The sequence below is a fragment of the Streptomyces sp. NPDC007164 genome, assembly GCF_040634135.1.
GTDB classification, from domain to species: domain Bacteria; phylum Actinomycetota; class Actinomycetes; order Streptomycetales; family Streptomycetaceae; genus Streptomyces; species Streptomyces sanglieri.
The window spans coordinates 608,551-622,767 of sequence record NZ_JBEYFB010000001.1; the positions used below are offsets into that span (position 1 = coordinate 608,551).

At 72.8% G+C, this 14,217-nt stretch carries 12 protein-coding genes; 5 read left to right on the forward strand and 7 right to left on the reverse strand.

The genetic code is table 11. From position 1 onward, the window contains the following. Positions 1-13: 13 nt before the first annotated feature. Entirely contained in the window at positions 14-517 is a 504-nt protein-coding gene (locus ABZ622_RS02760) for a hypothetical protein (RefSeq protein WP_360539619.1), read from the reverse strand. Between the two features lie 117 nt (positions 518-634). On the opposite strand from ABZ622_RS02760, the gene ABZ622_RS02765 reads away from it, so the two are divergent. Next, positions 635-1,915: an ABC transporter substrate-binding protein gene (locus tag ABZ622_RS02765; RefSeq protein ID WP_360539621.1), complete on the forward strand. Its 1,281-nt coding sequence runs from the start codon at positions 635-637 to the stop codon at positions 1,913-1,915. Positions 1,916-1,994: 79 nt separating this feature from the next. Here the strand turns inward: ABZ622_RS02765 and ABZ622_RS02770 are convergent, their stop codons facing one another. After that, positions 1,995-3,542 carry a hypothetical protein gene (locus ABZ622_RS02770; RefSeq protein WP_360539623.1) on the reverse strand — a complete coding sequence of 516 codons (1,548 nt, stop codon included), beginning with the start codon at positions 3,540-3,542 and terminating at the stop codon, positions 1,995-1,997. 186 nt (positions 3,543-3,728) lie between these two features. Next, positions 3,729-5,111, reverse strand: coding sequence for a transcriptional regulator (locus ABZ622_RS02775; protein ID WP_360539625.1), 1,383 nt, complete (start codon positions 5,109-5,111; stop codon positions 3,729-3,731). A gap of 353 nt (positions 5,112-5,464) precedes the next feature. On the opposite strand from ABZ622_RS02775, the gene ABZ622_RS02780 reads away from it, so the two are divergent. The 3 genes from ABZ622_RS02780 to ABZ622_RS02790 are packed head-to-tail and all read left to right on the forward strand — an operon-like array spanning position 5,465 to position 8,657. Beyond that, a complete protein-coding gene (locus ABZ622_RS02780; RefSeq protein ID WP_360539627.1) occupies positions 5,465-6,118 on the forward strand; it encodes a bifunctional DNA primase/polymerase in 654 nt (217 codons plus the stop codon). A gap of 59 nt (positions 6,119-6,177) precedes the next feature. Next, positions 6,178-7,017, forward strand: coding sequence for an ABC transporter ATP-binding protein (locus ABZ622_RS02785; RefSeq protein ID WP_360539629.1), 840 nt, complete (start codon positions 6,178-6,180; stop codon positions 7,015-7,017). After that, a complete protein-coding gene (locus ABZ622_RS02790; protein WP_360539631.1) occupies positions 7,014-8,657 on the forward strand; it encodes a transporter in 1,644 nt (547 codons plus the stop codon). Before ABZ622_RS02785 ends, ABZ622_RS02790 begins: the two co-directional genes overlap by 4 nt. 56 nt (positions 8,658-8,713) lie before the next feature. Here the strand turns inward: ABZ622_RS02790 and ABZ622_RS02795 are convergent, their stop codons facing one another. Both ABZ622_RS02795 and ABZ622_RS02800 read right to left on the reverse strand, forming a co-directional pair. Then, positions 8,714-9,607 (reverse strand): alpha/beta hydrolase, encoded by an 894-nt coding sequence (locus ABZ622_RS02795; RefSeq protein ID WP_266693699.1) that lies wholly within the window; start codon positions 9,605-9,607, stop codon positions 8,714-8,716. A gap of 782 nt (positions 9,608-10,389) precedes the next feature. Further along, positions 10,390-11,082, reverse strand: a complete 693-nt coding sequence (locus tag ABZ622_RS02800; protein WP_124717106.1) for a metal-dependent transcriptional regulator — start codon at positions 11,080-11,082, stop codon at positions 10,390-10,392. Between the two features lie 252 nt (positions 11,083-11,334). On the opposite strand from ABZ622_RS02800, the gene ABZ622_RS02805 reads away from it, so the two are divergent. After that, entirely contained in the window at positions 11,335-12,090 is a 756-nt protein-coding gene (locus ABZ622_RS02805) for an SIS domain-containing protein (protein WP_360539633.1), read from the forward strand. A 53-nt stretch (positions 12,091-12,143) separates the two neighbouring features. On the opposite strand, the gene ABZ622_RS02810 is transcribed toward ABZ622_RS02805, so the two are convergent. Beyond that, complete coding sequence (locus ABZ622_RS02810; RefSeq protein ID WP_360539635.1) at positions 12,144-13,325, reverse strand: ATP-binding protein; 1,182 nt, start codon at positions 13,323-13,325, stop codon at positions 12,144-12,146. After that, entirely contained in the window at positions 13,322-14,098 is a 777-nt protein-coding gene (locus ABZ622_RS02815) for a response regulator transcription factor (protein ID WP_360539637.1), read from the reverse strand. Before ABZ622_RS02815 ends, ABZ622_RS02810 begins: the two co-directional genes overlap by 4 nt. Positions 14,099-14,217 lie beyond the last annotated feature (119 nt).

Genomic DNA, 14,217 nt, shown 5'->3' on the forward strand with positions numbered 1-14,217 from the left:
CACCGGCCCGGTATCAGGCAGACCTGGTCATGATGCGGAGCACGTCGAGGGAGCGCGGCGGTGTGTCGGGGTCCTCGCCGTCGTTGCCGGCGAGCAGCACATGGGCCTCGCGGGCGGCCCGTATCGCCTCCTGCCAGCCGTGGTGCTCCAGATACGCCGAGACCGGGGCGTCCGCGCCGACCTGATGCATGATGCGCAGCACCCGGAGCACGGCGACGTCGACGAGAGCGGCCTCGTCGGTGTCGCGGAAGATCGTCCCGACGTACTTCTCGGCGGACCAGTTGTCCAGCCAGGTGTCCTCGACCAGGCGGTACACGGCGTCGGTGACGTCGCCGTACCCCTCCCGGCCGACCAGCCAGCACTCGTGGTGGAAGACGGGGTCGGAGAGCATGTGCAGCGCCGAGCGCACGTTGCTGCGCCAGCGCCACCAAGGCATGTCATTCAGCGGCATGCCGCCCATGGTGGAGGAGCGACGGCCGCGACGGGAAGAGTTCTCCGAACCTTGCTGCACGGTCATCGATCGTACGTTCCCTTTTCCGCCGCCCACACCGGCCCCTGCAATTCACCTGGATGTCACTGAGCGTTGAGCGGGGCACACTGTGGCGTTACCCCGCGGCCGGAAATGTTCGTGTCCATGACCGGACGGCGACGCCCCACCTTCCCCCGCCCCTACAAGCTCCTCACAAGTGCGGCGGCGGCCGGGGCGTTGCTGGTCACCGGCTGCGGCGCACTCCCTGGGGCCACGGGGGGCTCCAGGGAGCCCGTCACCGTCGTGACATGGGCCCCCGACGGCGCCACGGGGCCGGACGCGGCGAACATGGCGGGCATGACCGCCATGGCCCGCACCTACGCCCGCTGGGCCAACGACAACGGCGGGCTGGCCGGTCACAAGCTGCGGGTCGTCACCTGCGACGAACAGGACACCTCGATCGGGGCGGCGAACTGCGCGCGGCTGGCCATCAAGCAGAAGGCGGTGGCGGTGGTCGGCTCGTACAGCCGGCACGGCACGGCGTTCATGCCACCGCTGGAGGGCGCCGGAATCCCCTACATCGGCGGGTACGGCGCTTCCGACGAGGAGTTCAGCAGCTACGTCTCGTTCCCGGTCAACGGCGGCCAGCCCGCCCTGCTCGCGGGCAACGCCCGGCAGCTGTCCCGCAGTTGCGAGCGGGTGTCCGTGGTCCGTCCCGACACCCTGGCCGGCGAGGGCCAGGCCTGGCTCCTCAGGACCGGCCTCACCGAGGCCGGCCGGCCCGCGCCCGCCGACATCCGGGCGCCCGAGTCGGCCACTTCGTACGACGAGGCCGCCGCCCCCGCGCTCCAGGCGGCGGGGGCGTCCGACGGCTGTGTGACGGCGGTGCTCGGGAAGCGCACGGAGACCTTCTTCGACTCCTTCCGGCGGCTCGAACCGTCGTACGGGAACGTCCGGATCTCCTCCGTGCTGGGCAGCGTCGATCAGCCGCTGATCGACAGCACCGGCGGCCGGAACAGCCCGTTCGAGGGGGCGTACATCACCGGCTGGTACCCGGACGCGGGCGACGCCCGCTGGGACCAGATGCGGAACGTGATCCGCAAGCACGCCTTCGGCGACAACCGGATCGACCCGGACGACACGGGCGTGCAGACCACCTGGATCGCGTACACCGTGCTGAAGGAGATCGTGGAGTCGGTCGACTCCGCGCAGATCACTTCCTGGAAGCTGACCTCCGCCCTCAACCAGGGCACCCCGGCGGAGACCGGCGGCCTCACCCCGGTGCTGCGCTGGGGCTTCACGGACGTGCTGGGCTCGTCCTCGTACCCCCGGATCGTCAACACCAGAGTGACGTATCAGGTGGTGCGCAACGGCCGGCTCGTCGCGGACCGGAAGGGCTTCATGGACGTCTCGAAGACCTTGTCGGACGCCAGCGCTAGGAGCTGACCCGCGGCGCCCGCCCGGATGCCTGGGACGGGGCACCACGGGACCGGGCCCACGGGACCGGGCGCCGCGGGACGGGCCGTCAGAGCGCCGTGGCCGCCCGCTGGGTCAGTCCGTACTTCGACGCGATCGAGTTCCACAGCCCGGACGCCTGCCGCTTCTGCTTGCTCGCCTCTTCGCTCTGCTGGGTGGCCGCCTGCGTCTCGGAGGTCGTACGCGCCTTCCCGTGCTTGCACACCTTCTTGCCGTGCTTGGCCTGCGCGGCCCACGCGGCGTAGTGCTCGTCGGCGGCGGCGGAGGCCCGCCAGGCCTTGGTGAGGGAGGAGGTCAACTGGGCGTGGTTCGGCAGCTTGTCGACGGACAGCCCCTCCAGCCGCGTCACCAGATCGCGGCGCTGCTGGGCGGCGCCCTTCAGATCGGTCACGGCCTGGTCCAGATCCGTGCAGCTCTTGGTCTTCTCGACGGCCCCGATGACCGCGGCACGGCTGTTGTTGCTGTCCGCGAGGAGCTTGTCGAGCGCCTCGGCCTGCGGCTTCGCCGGATCGGCGGCGGCCTGCGTGGAGGGCTTCTGGACCGGTGAACTCGCCGCGGCGACCGGCTGCTTGTCGTCCTGGTCCTTGTCGTCGCCGCCGCTCAGCAGCGCACCGGCGCCGAGCCCGACCACCGCGCAGCCGACCACGACCGCCGCGATCAGCGTGACGTGGGCCCGCTTCCTGCGCGGCGGCTGCGGCTCCTCGCCCACCGGCTGGTACGGGGCCTGCGGGGGCTGCTGCGCCTGCGGGGCGCCCTGGTACTGCGGGCTGCCCTGGTACTGCTGACCGGGGTGCCGGCCCGGGTCGAGCCGGGGCATCTGCTGGGTGGCGCCCGCCGGTTCGTCGTTGCGGAACAGGTTGTCGAACTCGGCGGGCGGCTGCCGGTCGCCCGGGGCGCCGGGCCTGATGCCGTAAGGCGTGGAGCCGGGGACCGGCGGGATGAACTGGGTCGCCTCGGCGTCACCGCCGTTGCCGGGCTGCTGCTGGTACGCCTGCTGCTGCGGCGGCACCCCGTGGCCGAGGAACGTCGTCGACTCCGCGGGGCTCTCCGGCGGCAGCCCGCCCGGCACGGGCCCACCGGGCACCGGCGCGATGTACTGCGTGGCCTCCGCGTCCCCGGCCATGCTCATCCCGGGCACGGCCTCGGGCGGCAACGGCTGCGCGAACGGCTGCGGCGGCTGCGGCTGTTGCTGCATCTGCTGAGGCTGCTGCATCTGCTGCATCTGCTGCATCTGCTGCATCTGCTGCGGTTGTACGGGGGGCAGCGGCTGGGCCTGCGGCATCTGGGCGTGCTGCGGGGCGGGCGGCTGCCCGTACTGCCCCTGGCCCGGCTGTCCCTGGCCGTACTGCCCCTGCCCGTACGCCCCCTGGCCCTGGGCGTGCCCCTGGGGCTGGTGCGGGGGCTGTTGCGAGGGGTCCTGGTGCGCCGCCTGCGGCCCCCAGGGCTGCCCCCACGGCTGGCCGCCCGCCGGGGCGGCCTGATCCGCGGGGCCCCCCGGTATCCAGGGCTCGCCGCCACCCGCGGGCAGCACGACACCTTCGTGCGTGGGCCGTACAGCAGGGAGCTGCTGCTCGTCACCCTGTCCGCTCTGCGTCACCGGGACTCCTACGTGTAAACCTACGGAATCGTCGGCTCACGCTATCGGGTGGTTGCCGCCGTCCGCCAAGCGTGTGTTGTCACTCACCAGCCCTTCACAGGCGCTGTAACGCTCAGCGCTCTTAAGACGCAGTTAATGGAACGCCCGGACGCGCCCGCCGGCCGGGCCCCCGTTCCCCGGCCCCGGTCAGGCCGCCTGGAGCTCCAGCCGGGCACCGAACTCGCGCACCGCCGACTCGTCCCCGTACGGGATCAGCCGCTGCTGGAGGTCGTCCAGATACTCCGCTCCCCGGCTGGAGCGCACCGACCCCAGCAGCTCCATCGCCCGCGTGCCCGTGTGGCAGGCCTGCTCCACCTCGCGCATCTGGACCTGGGCCGTGGCCAGCAGCACCAGGCCGATGCCGCGACGGCGGGTCCGGGACTCCGGGTGGCCGGCCAGCGACTCCTTCGCACGGCGCGCGGCGGCCTCCGCCTGGCCGAGGTCGCGGTGGCAGTGCGCCAGCTCGTCCGCGAGATAGGCACGGTCGAAGTGGGCGATCCAGTCGGGGTCGTCGCCCGTGCCCGGTTCGGCCCGCTCCATGGCGGCCAGCGCGCGGCCCGTCACCGCCTGGCAGGAGCGGGCGTCGCCGAGCAGGGCGTGTCCGCGCGCCTCCGCCGCGTAGAACATCGCCTCCGCCCGGGGGGTCACGCGCCCGCGCGCGCCCTCCTGGGCGGCCCGGGCCAGCTGGGCGATCTCCCTGGGATTGCCGAGCTGCGCGGCGAGATGGCTCATCGAGGCGGCCAGCACATAGCCGCCGTACGCCCGGTCGCCCGCCGCCTGGGCCAGCCGCAGCGCCTGGATGTAGTAGCGCTGGGCGAGCCCCGGCTGGCCGGTGTCGACCGCCATGTACCCGGCGAGTTCGGTGAGCCGGGAGACCGCCCCGAACAGCTGCCGGCCGACCGCTTCCCGGTACGCCCCGGAGAGCAGCCCGGAGACCACGCTGTTCAAGTAGTGCACCAGGACCGGCCGGACGTGTCCGCTGCCGAACCGGTGGTCGAGGTCGATCAGCGCGGTCGTCATCGCCCGCACCGCCTCGACGTCCGGCATCCCGACGCGGGCCCCGGCGGCCCGTGCCACCTGCGGGTCGGCGCCGGTGATCAGCCAGTCACGGCTGGGTTCGACGAGCGCGGAGGAGGCGACCGCCGAACCGGACAGGAAGTCCCGGCGGCCGACATCGCTGCGCCACAGCTCGCAGACCTGCTCGATCGCGCCGATCACGGTCGGGGCGAACTGGAGGCCGACGCCGGACGCCAGATTCTTGCCGTTGGCCATCCCGATCTCGTCGATCGTGACCGTACGGCCGAGCTTGCGGCCGAGCGCCTCGGCGATGATTCCCGGCGCCCTGCCGCGTGGTTGCTGCCCGCGTAGCCAACGGGCCACGGACGTCTTGTCGTAGCGCAGGTCGAGCCCGCGTTCCGCGCCGACCATGTTGACGCGGCGGGCGAGGCCGGCGTTGGAGCATCCGGCTTCCTGGATGAGCGCCTGGAGCCGTTCGTTCGGCTGGCGGGCGACGAGAGGCCTGGCTGCCATGTTTCCCCCTGAGGCCGCAGTGATCATTGAGCCGATCACTGCCCGGCGAATACGCGGAAAATGCACAGATTCATCGTGTTCGTCACGTGCGTCTTGTTCCTTGTCATTCATGTCGGCATATGACAGAGGCCGACCGTTACGGACCCGCGCAGGGGCGGTCCGGCGGTTGCCCGTATGTGGCTACCCGCCCTGCCGGGCACCGCCTCACGCGCGCCCCCGCCCATGCATCCATGCGCCCCGTGTGCCGGATCGATACGCCGGGACCGCACCCGTCACGCCCGTAACCCCAAGTGTTGGCCGTAGTTGTGCTGAGCGTGGAAGAGCCCATCGCAGTCGAAGAGCCCGTCGGAGTCATGGAAGCCGCGAAGGTCCCCCAACAGCGGGGCGAGCAACTGCTCGACGCGGCGGTGCGGTACGCGGAGGAGCGGCACTGGGACGTGTGCCCCGGCACCTGGCTGGAGGCGGCGGAGGGGGCCGAGCGGTGCTCCTGCGGCGCCGACGGCTGCGCCGCCCCCGGCGCCCATCCCACCGGACCCGACTGGGCGGGCCAGGCGACCGGGAGCGGGGCCGCGGCCCGCCGGATGTGGTCCAGGCAGCCGAAGGCGTCGATCCTGCTGCCCACCGGCCGCGGCTTCGACGCGATCGAAGTACCGGAGTCCGCCGGCTTCCTGGCGCTGGCCCGGATGGAGCGGATGGGCCTGCCGCTGGGCCCCGTCACCTGCAGCCCCGACCGGCGGATGTTCTTCTTTGTGCTGCCGGGCGCGGCGGCCAGGTCGGACGGCCTCGTGCGGAAGCTGGGCTGGCGGGCCGCCGCCATCGACCTGGCCGCCCGCGGCGAGGGCCACTACGTCACGGGGCCGCCGACCCGGGTCGGCGGTCGCGGCGCGGTGCAGTGGGCCCGCCGCCCCACCCCCGCCAACCGCTGGCTGCCGGACGCGGAGGAGCTCATCAGCCCGCTCGCCTACGCCTGCGCCAGGGAAGCGGCCGACGCGCGGACCCGCCTCTGACGCAGCGCCCTTTCGTAGGCTGGTCCCGGAACACGGGGCCACCGAAAGGCAGAGGAATCATGCGTGACCGCGCAGAGAGCGACAGAGCGGCAGGGGCGGACGGAGCGGACGCGGCGGGCGGAGCCGGTGGGGCGGCGCCCGCCGTTCGCGTACAGGGGCTGTGGAAACGGTTCGGGGAACAGACCGCGGTGGCCGGGATCGATCTGGAGCTGCCCGCAGGCAGGTTCATCGGTCTGGTCGGGCCCAACGGGGCGGGCAAGACCACCACGTTGTCGATGGTCACCGGGCTGCTCCGGCCCGACCAGGGCAAGGTCGAGGTGGCCGGACACGACGTGTGGCGCGACCCGGTCGAGGTGAAGTCCAGGATCGGCGTGCTCCCGGAGGGACTGCGGCTCTTCGAGCGGCTCTCGGGGCGCGAACTCCTCGCGTACACCGGCAGGTTGCGCGGGCTGCCGGGCGCCGAGGTGGACAAGCGGGCCACCCAGCTCCTGGACGTGCTCGATCTGGCGGGTGCCCAGCACAAACTGGTCGTCGACTACTCGACCGGCATGCGGAAGAAGATCGGGCTCGCGGCCGCGCTGCTGCACAATCCCGAAGTGCTGTTCCTGGACGAGCCGTTCGAGGGCGTCGACCCGGTTTCGGCGCAGACCATCCGCGAGGTCCTGGAGCGGTACACCCGCTCGGGGGCGACCGTCGTCTTCTCCAGCCATGTCATGGAGCTCGTGGAGTCCCTCTGCGACTGGGTGGCCGTCATGGCGGCGGGCCGGATCCGGGCCCAGGGCACCCTGGCCCAGGTGCGCGGCGAGGCACCCTCGTTGCAGAACGCCTTCCTCGAACTCGTCGGCGCCGGCTCCCGCGCCACCGACGACTCCCTCGACTGGCTGGACGGCAAGCGATGAGCGTGCTCGACGCCCCCGTGGGGGCCGCCCCCGGCCGGGCCGCGAACGAGAGCCTCGTCCCCGTCTTCGTACGGCTGAAGCTGACCCTGCTGCGCAACGGGCTGCGGCAGTCGGCCGGCCGGCGGGTCGCGTACATCGCCTCCGTCGTCGTCACCCTGCTGTTCGCCGCGGGCCAGCTGATCGGGCTGATCGCGCTGCGCGGGTACGCCCACACCGACTCCCTCGTGGTGCTGCTGGCGGCGGTGCTGGCGGTCGGCTGGGCCGTGATGCCGCTGTTCTTCCCCAGCGGCGACGAGACGCTGGACCCGAGCCGGCTGGTGATGCTGCCGCTGCGCCCGCGCCCGCTGATCTCGGCGCTGCTGGCGTCCTCGCTGGTCGGGATCGGCCCGCTGTTCACGCTCTGCCTGACGGCGGGGTCGGTGTTCGCGGTGGCGCGCGGGGCGGCGGGCGCGGTGTTCGCCGTGGTGGCCGCGCCGCTCGCGCTGCTGGTGTGCGTGGCGCTGGCGCGGGCGGTGGCCACGGCCAACACCCGGCTGCTGACGTCCCGCAAGGGCCGCGACCTCGCGGTGCTCAGCGGGCTGGTGATCGCGGTGGGCTTCCAGGTCGTCAACTTCGGCGCCCAGCGGCTCGGCCGGGCGGGCGGGCTGGCCGCACTCGACCCGGTCACGGACGTGGTGCGCTGGCTGCCGCCCGCCTCGGCGATCGGGGCGGTGGACTCGGCGTCGCGGGGCTCGTACGGGCAGGCGTCGGTACAGCTGCTGCTCTCCGTCGCGGCGCTGGCCGCGCTGCTGTGGCTGTGGCAGCGGAGCCTGGTGAAGCTGATGACGGCCCCGGACGGCTCGACCCTGGCGGCTGCCGGGCCGGGCCGCGAGAAGGGCGGCAAGGGCGGCTCCGGGCTCGCCGCGCTGCTGCCCCAGGGGCGCACCGGGACGGTGATGGAGCGCAGTCTGCGGTACATCGCGCGCGATCCGAAGACCAAGGCCGCCTGGGTCACGGCGCTGGCGGTCGGGCTGATCGTGCCGGTCCTCAACGCGCTCCAGGGCACCGGCTCGGTCTACTTCGCCTGTTTCGCCGCCTGGATGCTCGGCATCCAGATGTACAACCAGTTCGGACAGGACACCTCGGCGTTCTGGATGGTGGCGCTGACGATCTCCTCCACCCGTGACGCCTTCCTGGAACTGCGGGCGCGGGCACTGGCGTTGCTGCTGATCACGCTGCCCTACACGATCGTGGTGACGGTGGTGACGGCCGCGCTGCTCGACGACTGGGCCGCGCTGCCGGAGGTCATGGGGCTGTCGCTCGCGCTGCTGGGCGGGATGCTGGCGACGGGCGCGGTGGCGTCGGCGAACTTCCCGTACTCGATCCCGCAGGACGGGGCGTTCAAGAACGTGGCGCCGGGGCAGGCCGGGCTCGCCTGGATCTCGATCTTCGGCGGCATGGTCTCGGCGGGGCTGCTCTGCGCGCCGTTGATCGCGGTGACGATCTGGCTGCACGTCGCGGACCACGAGCAGTGGCTGTGGCTGCTGCTGCCGGTGGGGGCGGTGTACGGGGCGCTGATCTCCTGGGCGGGACTGCGGGTGGCCGCCCCGCGCACGGCGGACCGGCTCCCGGAGATCCTGGCGGCGGTCAGCAAGGGCTGAGGGCGGACGCGGCCGGACCCGCGGGCCCGGCCGCGCCGCTCCCTCGCACCACCCGGTCAGGACGGGACGGGTTCGCGCTCCTCCTGGGGATCCTCGGCGAACTGCTCCAGGAAGGGTTCGACCGCGGCGCGCCAGCCCTCGGGCTGGTCGTAGTGGACGAGATGGCCGGCGTCGGCCACTTCCGCGTACTGCCCGCGCGGCAGTACGCGGACCATCTCCTGGGCCTCCGCCCGGCCCAGCTCGCCGTCGAGCCCGCGGAGCACCAGGGTCGGGCAGCGGACCTGTGCCAGTTCCTCCCAGTGCGCGTCGAACACCCAGGTCGCGCGGGAGCGGAGCATCTGGCGGCGGGAGAAGACGGGGCGCCAGCCGTCGGCCCGCTCGGCCATCACCTCGGCGAAGAACTCGCCGCGGGCCGGGTTGGGCCGCTCCACCCAGGGGTCGTCCTCGCCGAACCACTTCCGTACGTCGGAGAGCGTCGCGAACGGCACCGGCCAGGACTTGAACCAGTCCTCCCACTCGCGCTGCGAGGCCGCGCCGAGCGCGGAGGCCCGCATGTCGCAGATGACCAGGGCCCGCACCAGGTCGGGGCGCTTCGCGGCGAGCTGCCAGGCCGTCAGCGCCCCCATGGAATGCCCGACGAGGGTGACGGGTGCGAGGCCGAGCTGTTCGATCGCGGCCTCGGCGTCGGCGACGTACGCGTCACGGGTGTACGGGCCTTCGGCCGGCTTGTCGCTGCGGCCGTGCCCGCGCTGGTCGAGGCCGACGGCCCGGTGCCGCTCCGCGAGCCAGCGGGCGGTCGGGGCCCAGTGCGCGGCCCGGCCCATCAGGCCGTGGAGCAGTAAGACCCCAGGGGCGCGCTCGCCCTCCGTGCGCCCCTTGGGCGGGTCGGCGAACTCCCAGGCCGCGAGGCGTAAGCCGTCGGTCCCGGTCACATCGATGCGCCGCACCATATGTCCTGGCACCCCCTTCTGGTCCTCGATCACCGCTTGATCACTGCCTCGATCACCGCGTGGTCGCGTCACGCCAGACTATCGAACTTGTATTCGAAAACCGGGATCTGCCATCCAACACCGCTCGTTCGAGTGACCGGCCCCAAGGATTGACCGCGGCGGCGGAGGGGAGACCTTCTCCGGGAGGCGGGCCACTCGGGGATGAGGGCCCGTGGGGACTGACCTTGAGAGCTCGGGGCTCCAGGTCAGAGCAGGGGAGGACAGGCCCCGGCGCCGCGAGGCGCCGGGGCCCTCTGCTTTCCGGGGAGCTGCCGGAGGCGATGCGCACCGGCGGGCGCCGCCACCGGTCCACCGGGCGGCGGAGTGCGATTCGGCGGCGGTGTGCGATTCATGGGCACGGGCGCGCGGTACGCGGGCGGCCGGGACCGCGGCAGCCACCTTCCGGTGCGCGTGCCGGACATGCCGGACACGCGAATTCGACGGGCGCATGCACCTGCTCCCTCCCCGACCGCGCGACCAGTTGGCCGACACTCTCAGGTATGCCTCAGCCACAGCCTGGCACGCGAACCGTCCGGGCGCTGCAATTCCGGACGGAAATCGGTAAGCGGACGCCCCGCTTCAACGCTCCGGCGGCGCCCCGACAACGACATCCGGCCAAGCAGCGCCCCGGAGGCGGGAATCCGGCCGAAGAGCGTCCGCCCGACCGCACCCCCCGCCCGGCGCCGCCTCGGCGGCATCCGCCCGGGGAGCCCGGCCGACGGCGGACCTCAGCGGCGGGGCACTCAGCGCTTGGCGACGAACACGTGCGACGCGACCTCGGTGTCCAGCTCCGCCGCCTCGCCACTGCTGCCGACCAGCACACCGCCGGGCGACTGCGTCACGCTGACCACGGAACCGGGCTGCACACCCGCACGCCGCAACGTGTACATCAGCTGGGCGTCCGTCTGGATCGGCTCACCGATCCGGCGCACGACCACCGTCTTGCCGTCCGCCCCCGGGTCGAGCTCCGACAGGCTCACCATGCCCTCGTCCAGGAACGGGTCGGCCTCGGCCTTCTCGCCCAGCTCCTCCAGGCCCGGGATCGGATTCCCGTACGGGGACTCCGTCGGGTGACGCAGCAGCTCCAGCACCCGCCGCTCCACCGCCTCGCTCATCACATGCTCCCAGCGGCACGCCTCGGCGTGGACCTGCTCCCACTCCAGGCCGATCACATCGACCAGCAGGCACTCGGCGAGCCGGTGCTTGCGCATCACCCGCGTCGCCAGGCGGCGCCCCTCGTCGGTCAGCTCCAGGTGCCGGTCGCCCGCGACCCGCACCAGGCCGTCGCGCTCCATCCGCGCCACCGTCTGGCTGACCGTCGGACCGCTCTGGTCCAGCCGTTCCGCAATCCGGGCGCGCATGGGGACCACGCCTTCCTCTTCGAGTTCGAGGATGGTGCGGAGATACATCTCCGTGGTGTCGATCAGTCCGGACATTCGTGCCCCTCGATGCTGTGACAGGAAAACGTCGTAAGCGCAGTGCGCTGGCCCTCCCCCAATTCTGACGCATACCGCCGACAACCGTGCCGGGCCGGTCGAACGGCGGACGCCGGAGCCCGGCAGGCGGTATTGACATGTCACTGGTCCAGACCGCAACGTGATCCGCGGCACGGACACCATGAACACTTCCATGAACACCTCCGTGAACACCTCCGTGAACACTTCTTCCCGCCGGAAAGGGCCTCCTCGATGAGCGACAGCAAGCTGGCCGGTCAGTTCTTCGACGCAGCGATCGGCCTGCTGGAGCGGGTACGCGACGAGGAGTCCGGCAACATCGCGGCCGCCGGTGCCGCGATCGCCGACACCGTCGAGGCGGGCGGCAGGCTCTTCGCCTTCGGCGCCGGGCACTCCTCGCTCGCCGCGCAGGACGTCGTCTACCGCGCCGGCGGCCTCGCCCTGATGAACCTGATGGCCGTCCCCGGAACGGTCGGCGTCGACGTCATGCCGGCGACGCTCGGCTCCGCGCTGGAGCGGGTCGACGGACTGGCGGGCGCCGTGCTGGACTCCAGCCCCGCCACCGCCGGCGACGTCCTCGTGATCATCTCGCTCTCCGGCCGCAACGCGCTCCCGGTGGAGATGGCGCTGAACGCACGTGCCCTCGGCCTGAAGGTCATCGGCGTGACCTCGGTGGCGTACGCGGACGCCACCCGCTCCCGGCACACCTCGGGCGGCTTCCTGCGGGACCACTGCGACATCGTGCTCGACAGCAAGATCGCCATCGGCGACGCGGAGCTGAACCTCGACGGGATCGAGGCGCCGTTCGCCCCCGCGTCGACGGTCGTCACCAGCGCTCTGATGCAGGCCATGATGGCCGCCGCGGCGGAACAGCTGGTCGCGCGGGGCATCGAACCGCCCCTGCTGCGCTCGGGCAACGTCGACGGCGGCCACGAGTGGAACGGCCGCGTCATGACGGAGTACCGGGACCGGATCTTCTACCGCCGCTGATCGAGCCGGGCCGTCGGCCACCCCCCGGCTCCCCTCCGCGGACACGCCGGCGCCTACAGGCAGGCCGGCAGCACGACCCGGACCGTCAGACCGCCTTCCGGGTTCGCCGTCGCGCTCGCCTCGCCGCCGTGCGCCCTCGCGATCGACGCCACGATGGACAGCCCCAGGCCGGCCCCCTCACCGGGGGCGTGGCGGCGGGCCTGCGCCCGGTGGAACGGCTCGAACAGCAGCGGCACGGTCGCCGGGTCCACCACCGGCCCGGTGTTGGCGACCTCCAGACCGCTTGGCCCCACCCGGACCCGTACCGTTCCGCCGGGGTGGTTGTGGCGCAGCGCGTTGGTGACCAGGTTGTGCACGAGATGGTCCAGCAGGACCGGGTCGCCCTCCACCGGCAGCGGCCGGGCTTCCGTCTCGATGGCGATGGACCGTTTCTCCGCCTCCGGCTCCAGCGCCTTGGTCACCGTGGCGGCGGACGCGTCCAGCGCGACCCGTTCGCGCCGCCGCAGGTCCTGGTCGGAGACCGCGAGGAGCAGCAGTCCCTCGATGAGCTGCTCGCTGTCGGCGGCGGTGTCGATGAGTTTGTCCCGGATCCAGGCGACCTTCTCGGGCGGCGGGTCGTCGGCGAGGCCGATCTCGGCTGCGGCCCGCTGCACGGCGAGCGGGGTGCGCAGTTCGTGGGCTGCGTTGGCGGCGAACCGCTGCCGGGCGGCGACCAGCTCCTCGATCCGGTCGAGCATCCCGTCGAAGGTGTCGGCCAGTTCCTTGAGCTCGCCGGGCGGGGCCTTCAGCGCGAGGCGTTCGTGCAGGTTGCTGCCGGACAGCCGGCGGGCGCGGGCAGTGATGACGCCGACCGGCCGCAGCACCCGGCCCGCCATCCACCAGGCGAGCGCGACGGAGAGCGCCGAGTAGACGGCGAGGGAGACCCCGGAGACCGTCAGCAGCTGGCTGAGCGCGGCGTCCCCGGCGGCGGTACTGACCCGCTGCGCCGCCGCGTACTGCCCGGGTTGCATGACCACGGTCTGCGCCCAGTCCGACGTCGGCAGGGCGGGCGAGACGGTGCCCGACCGGACGGCGGAGGCGGTGGCCCCGGCGGGCACCGCCGGGGCCACCGCGGTCAGCACGCTGGCGTAGAGCCCCTCGCTGACCAGCAGGTAGACCAGCCCCACGAGCAGCGCGCCGGCCAGCACCAGCAGTCCTCCGTACAGCGCGGTGAGCCGGGCGCGCTCGCTGCTCACCGGCTCTCCCCCGGCCGGTCCGCGGAGCCGTCGTCCGGCCGGCCCGCCGGCCCGTTCACCGGCCCGTTCACCGGCCCGGTCGCGGGGCCGTGGTCCCCCGGCCGGTCGGCGAGCCCGCCCCCGATGCGGTAGCCGGCCCCGGGGACCGTCTCGATCACCGGGGGCGCGCCCAGTTTTGCGCGGAGCTTGGACAGGGTGACCCGGACCGCGTTGGTGCGGTAGCTGGTGTCCTCCTCCCACACCTCCTCGATCAGGTCGTCGCCGCTGACGACCGCGCCCTCGGCCCGCAACAGGGCCTCCAGCACGGCGAACTCCTTGCGGGAGAGCGAGAGGTAGCGTCCGTCGCGGCAGACCTGGCGGCGGGCGGTGTCGAGCGTCAGCCCGGCCCGTTCCAGGACCGGCGGGAGAGCGGGGCGGGCGCGGCGGCCGAGCGCCAGGACCCGGGCGAGGAGTTCGTCGTACGCGAACGGCTTGGTCAGGTAGTCGTCGGCGCCGAGCCCGAGGCCGGCCACCCGGTCCCGTACCGTCCCGGACGCGGTGAGCATCAGGATCCGGGTCAGCAGGCGCATCCCGACGACCCGTCGGCACACCTCGTCGCCGTGCAGCCCCGGCAGATCGCGGTCGAGGATCATCACGTCGTACGCGCCGAAGCGGAGCCGGTCCAGCGCCGCCCGGCCGTCGGCGGCGATGTCCACCGCGACGGCGTCACGGCGCAGCCCCTCGGCAATCATCCCGGCCAGGAATTCCTCGTCCTCCACCACCAGCACACGCATGCGCCCTGTTTAGCCGAAAGCGACGTTTCGTCGGTGTAAGCACCCGGGCTGAGAGAAACGAAACCGCGTCCTCGCACACGCTCGGGCCGTACACACCCGGCTTGCCGGCAACGGACGAG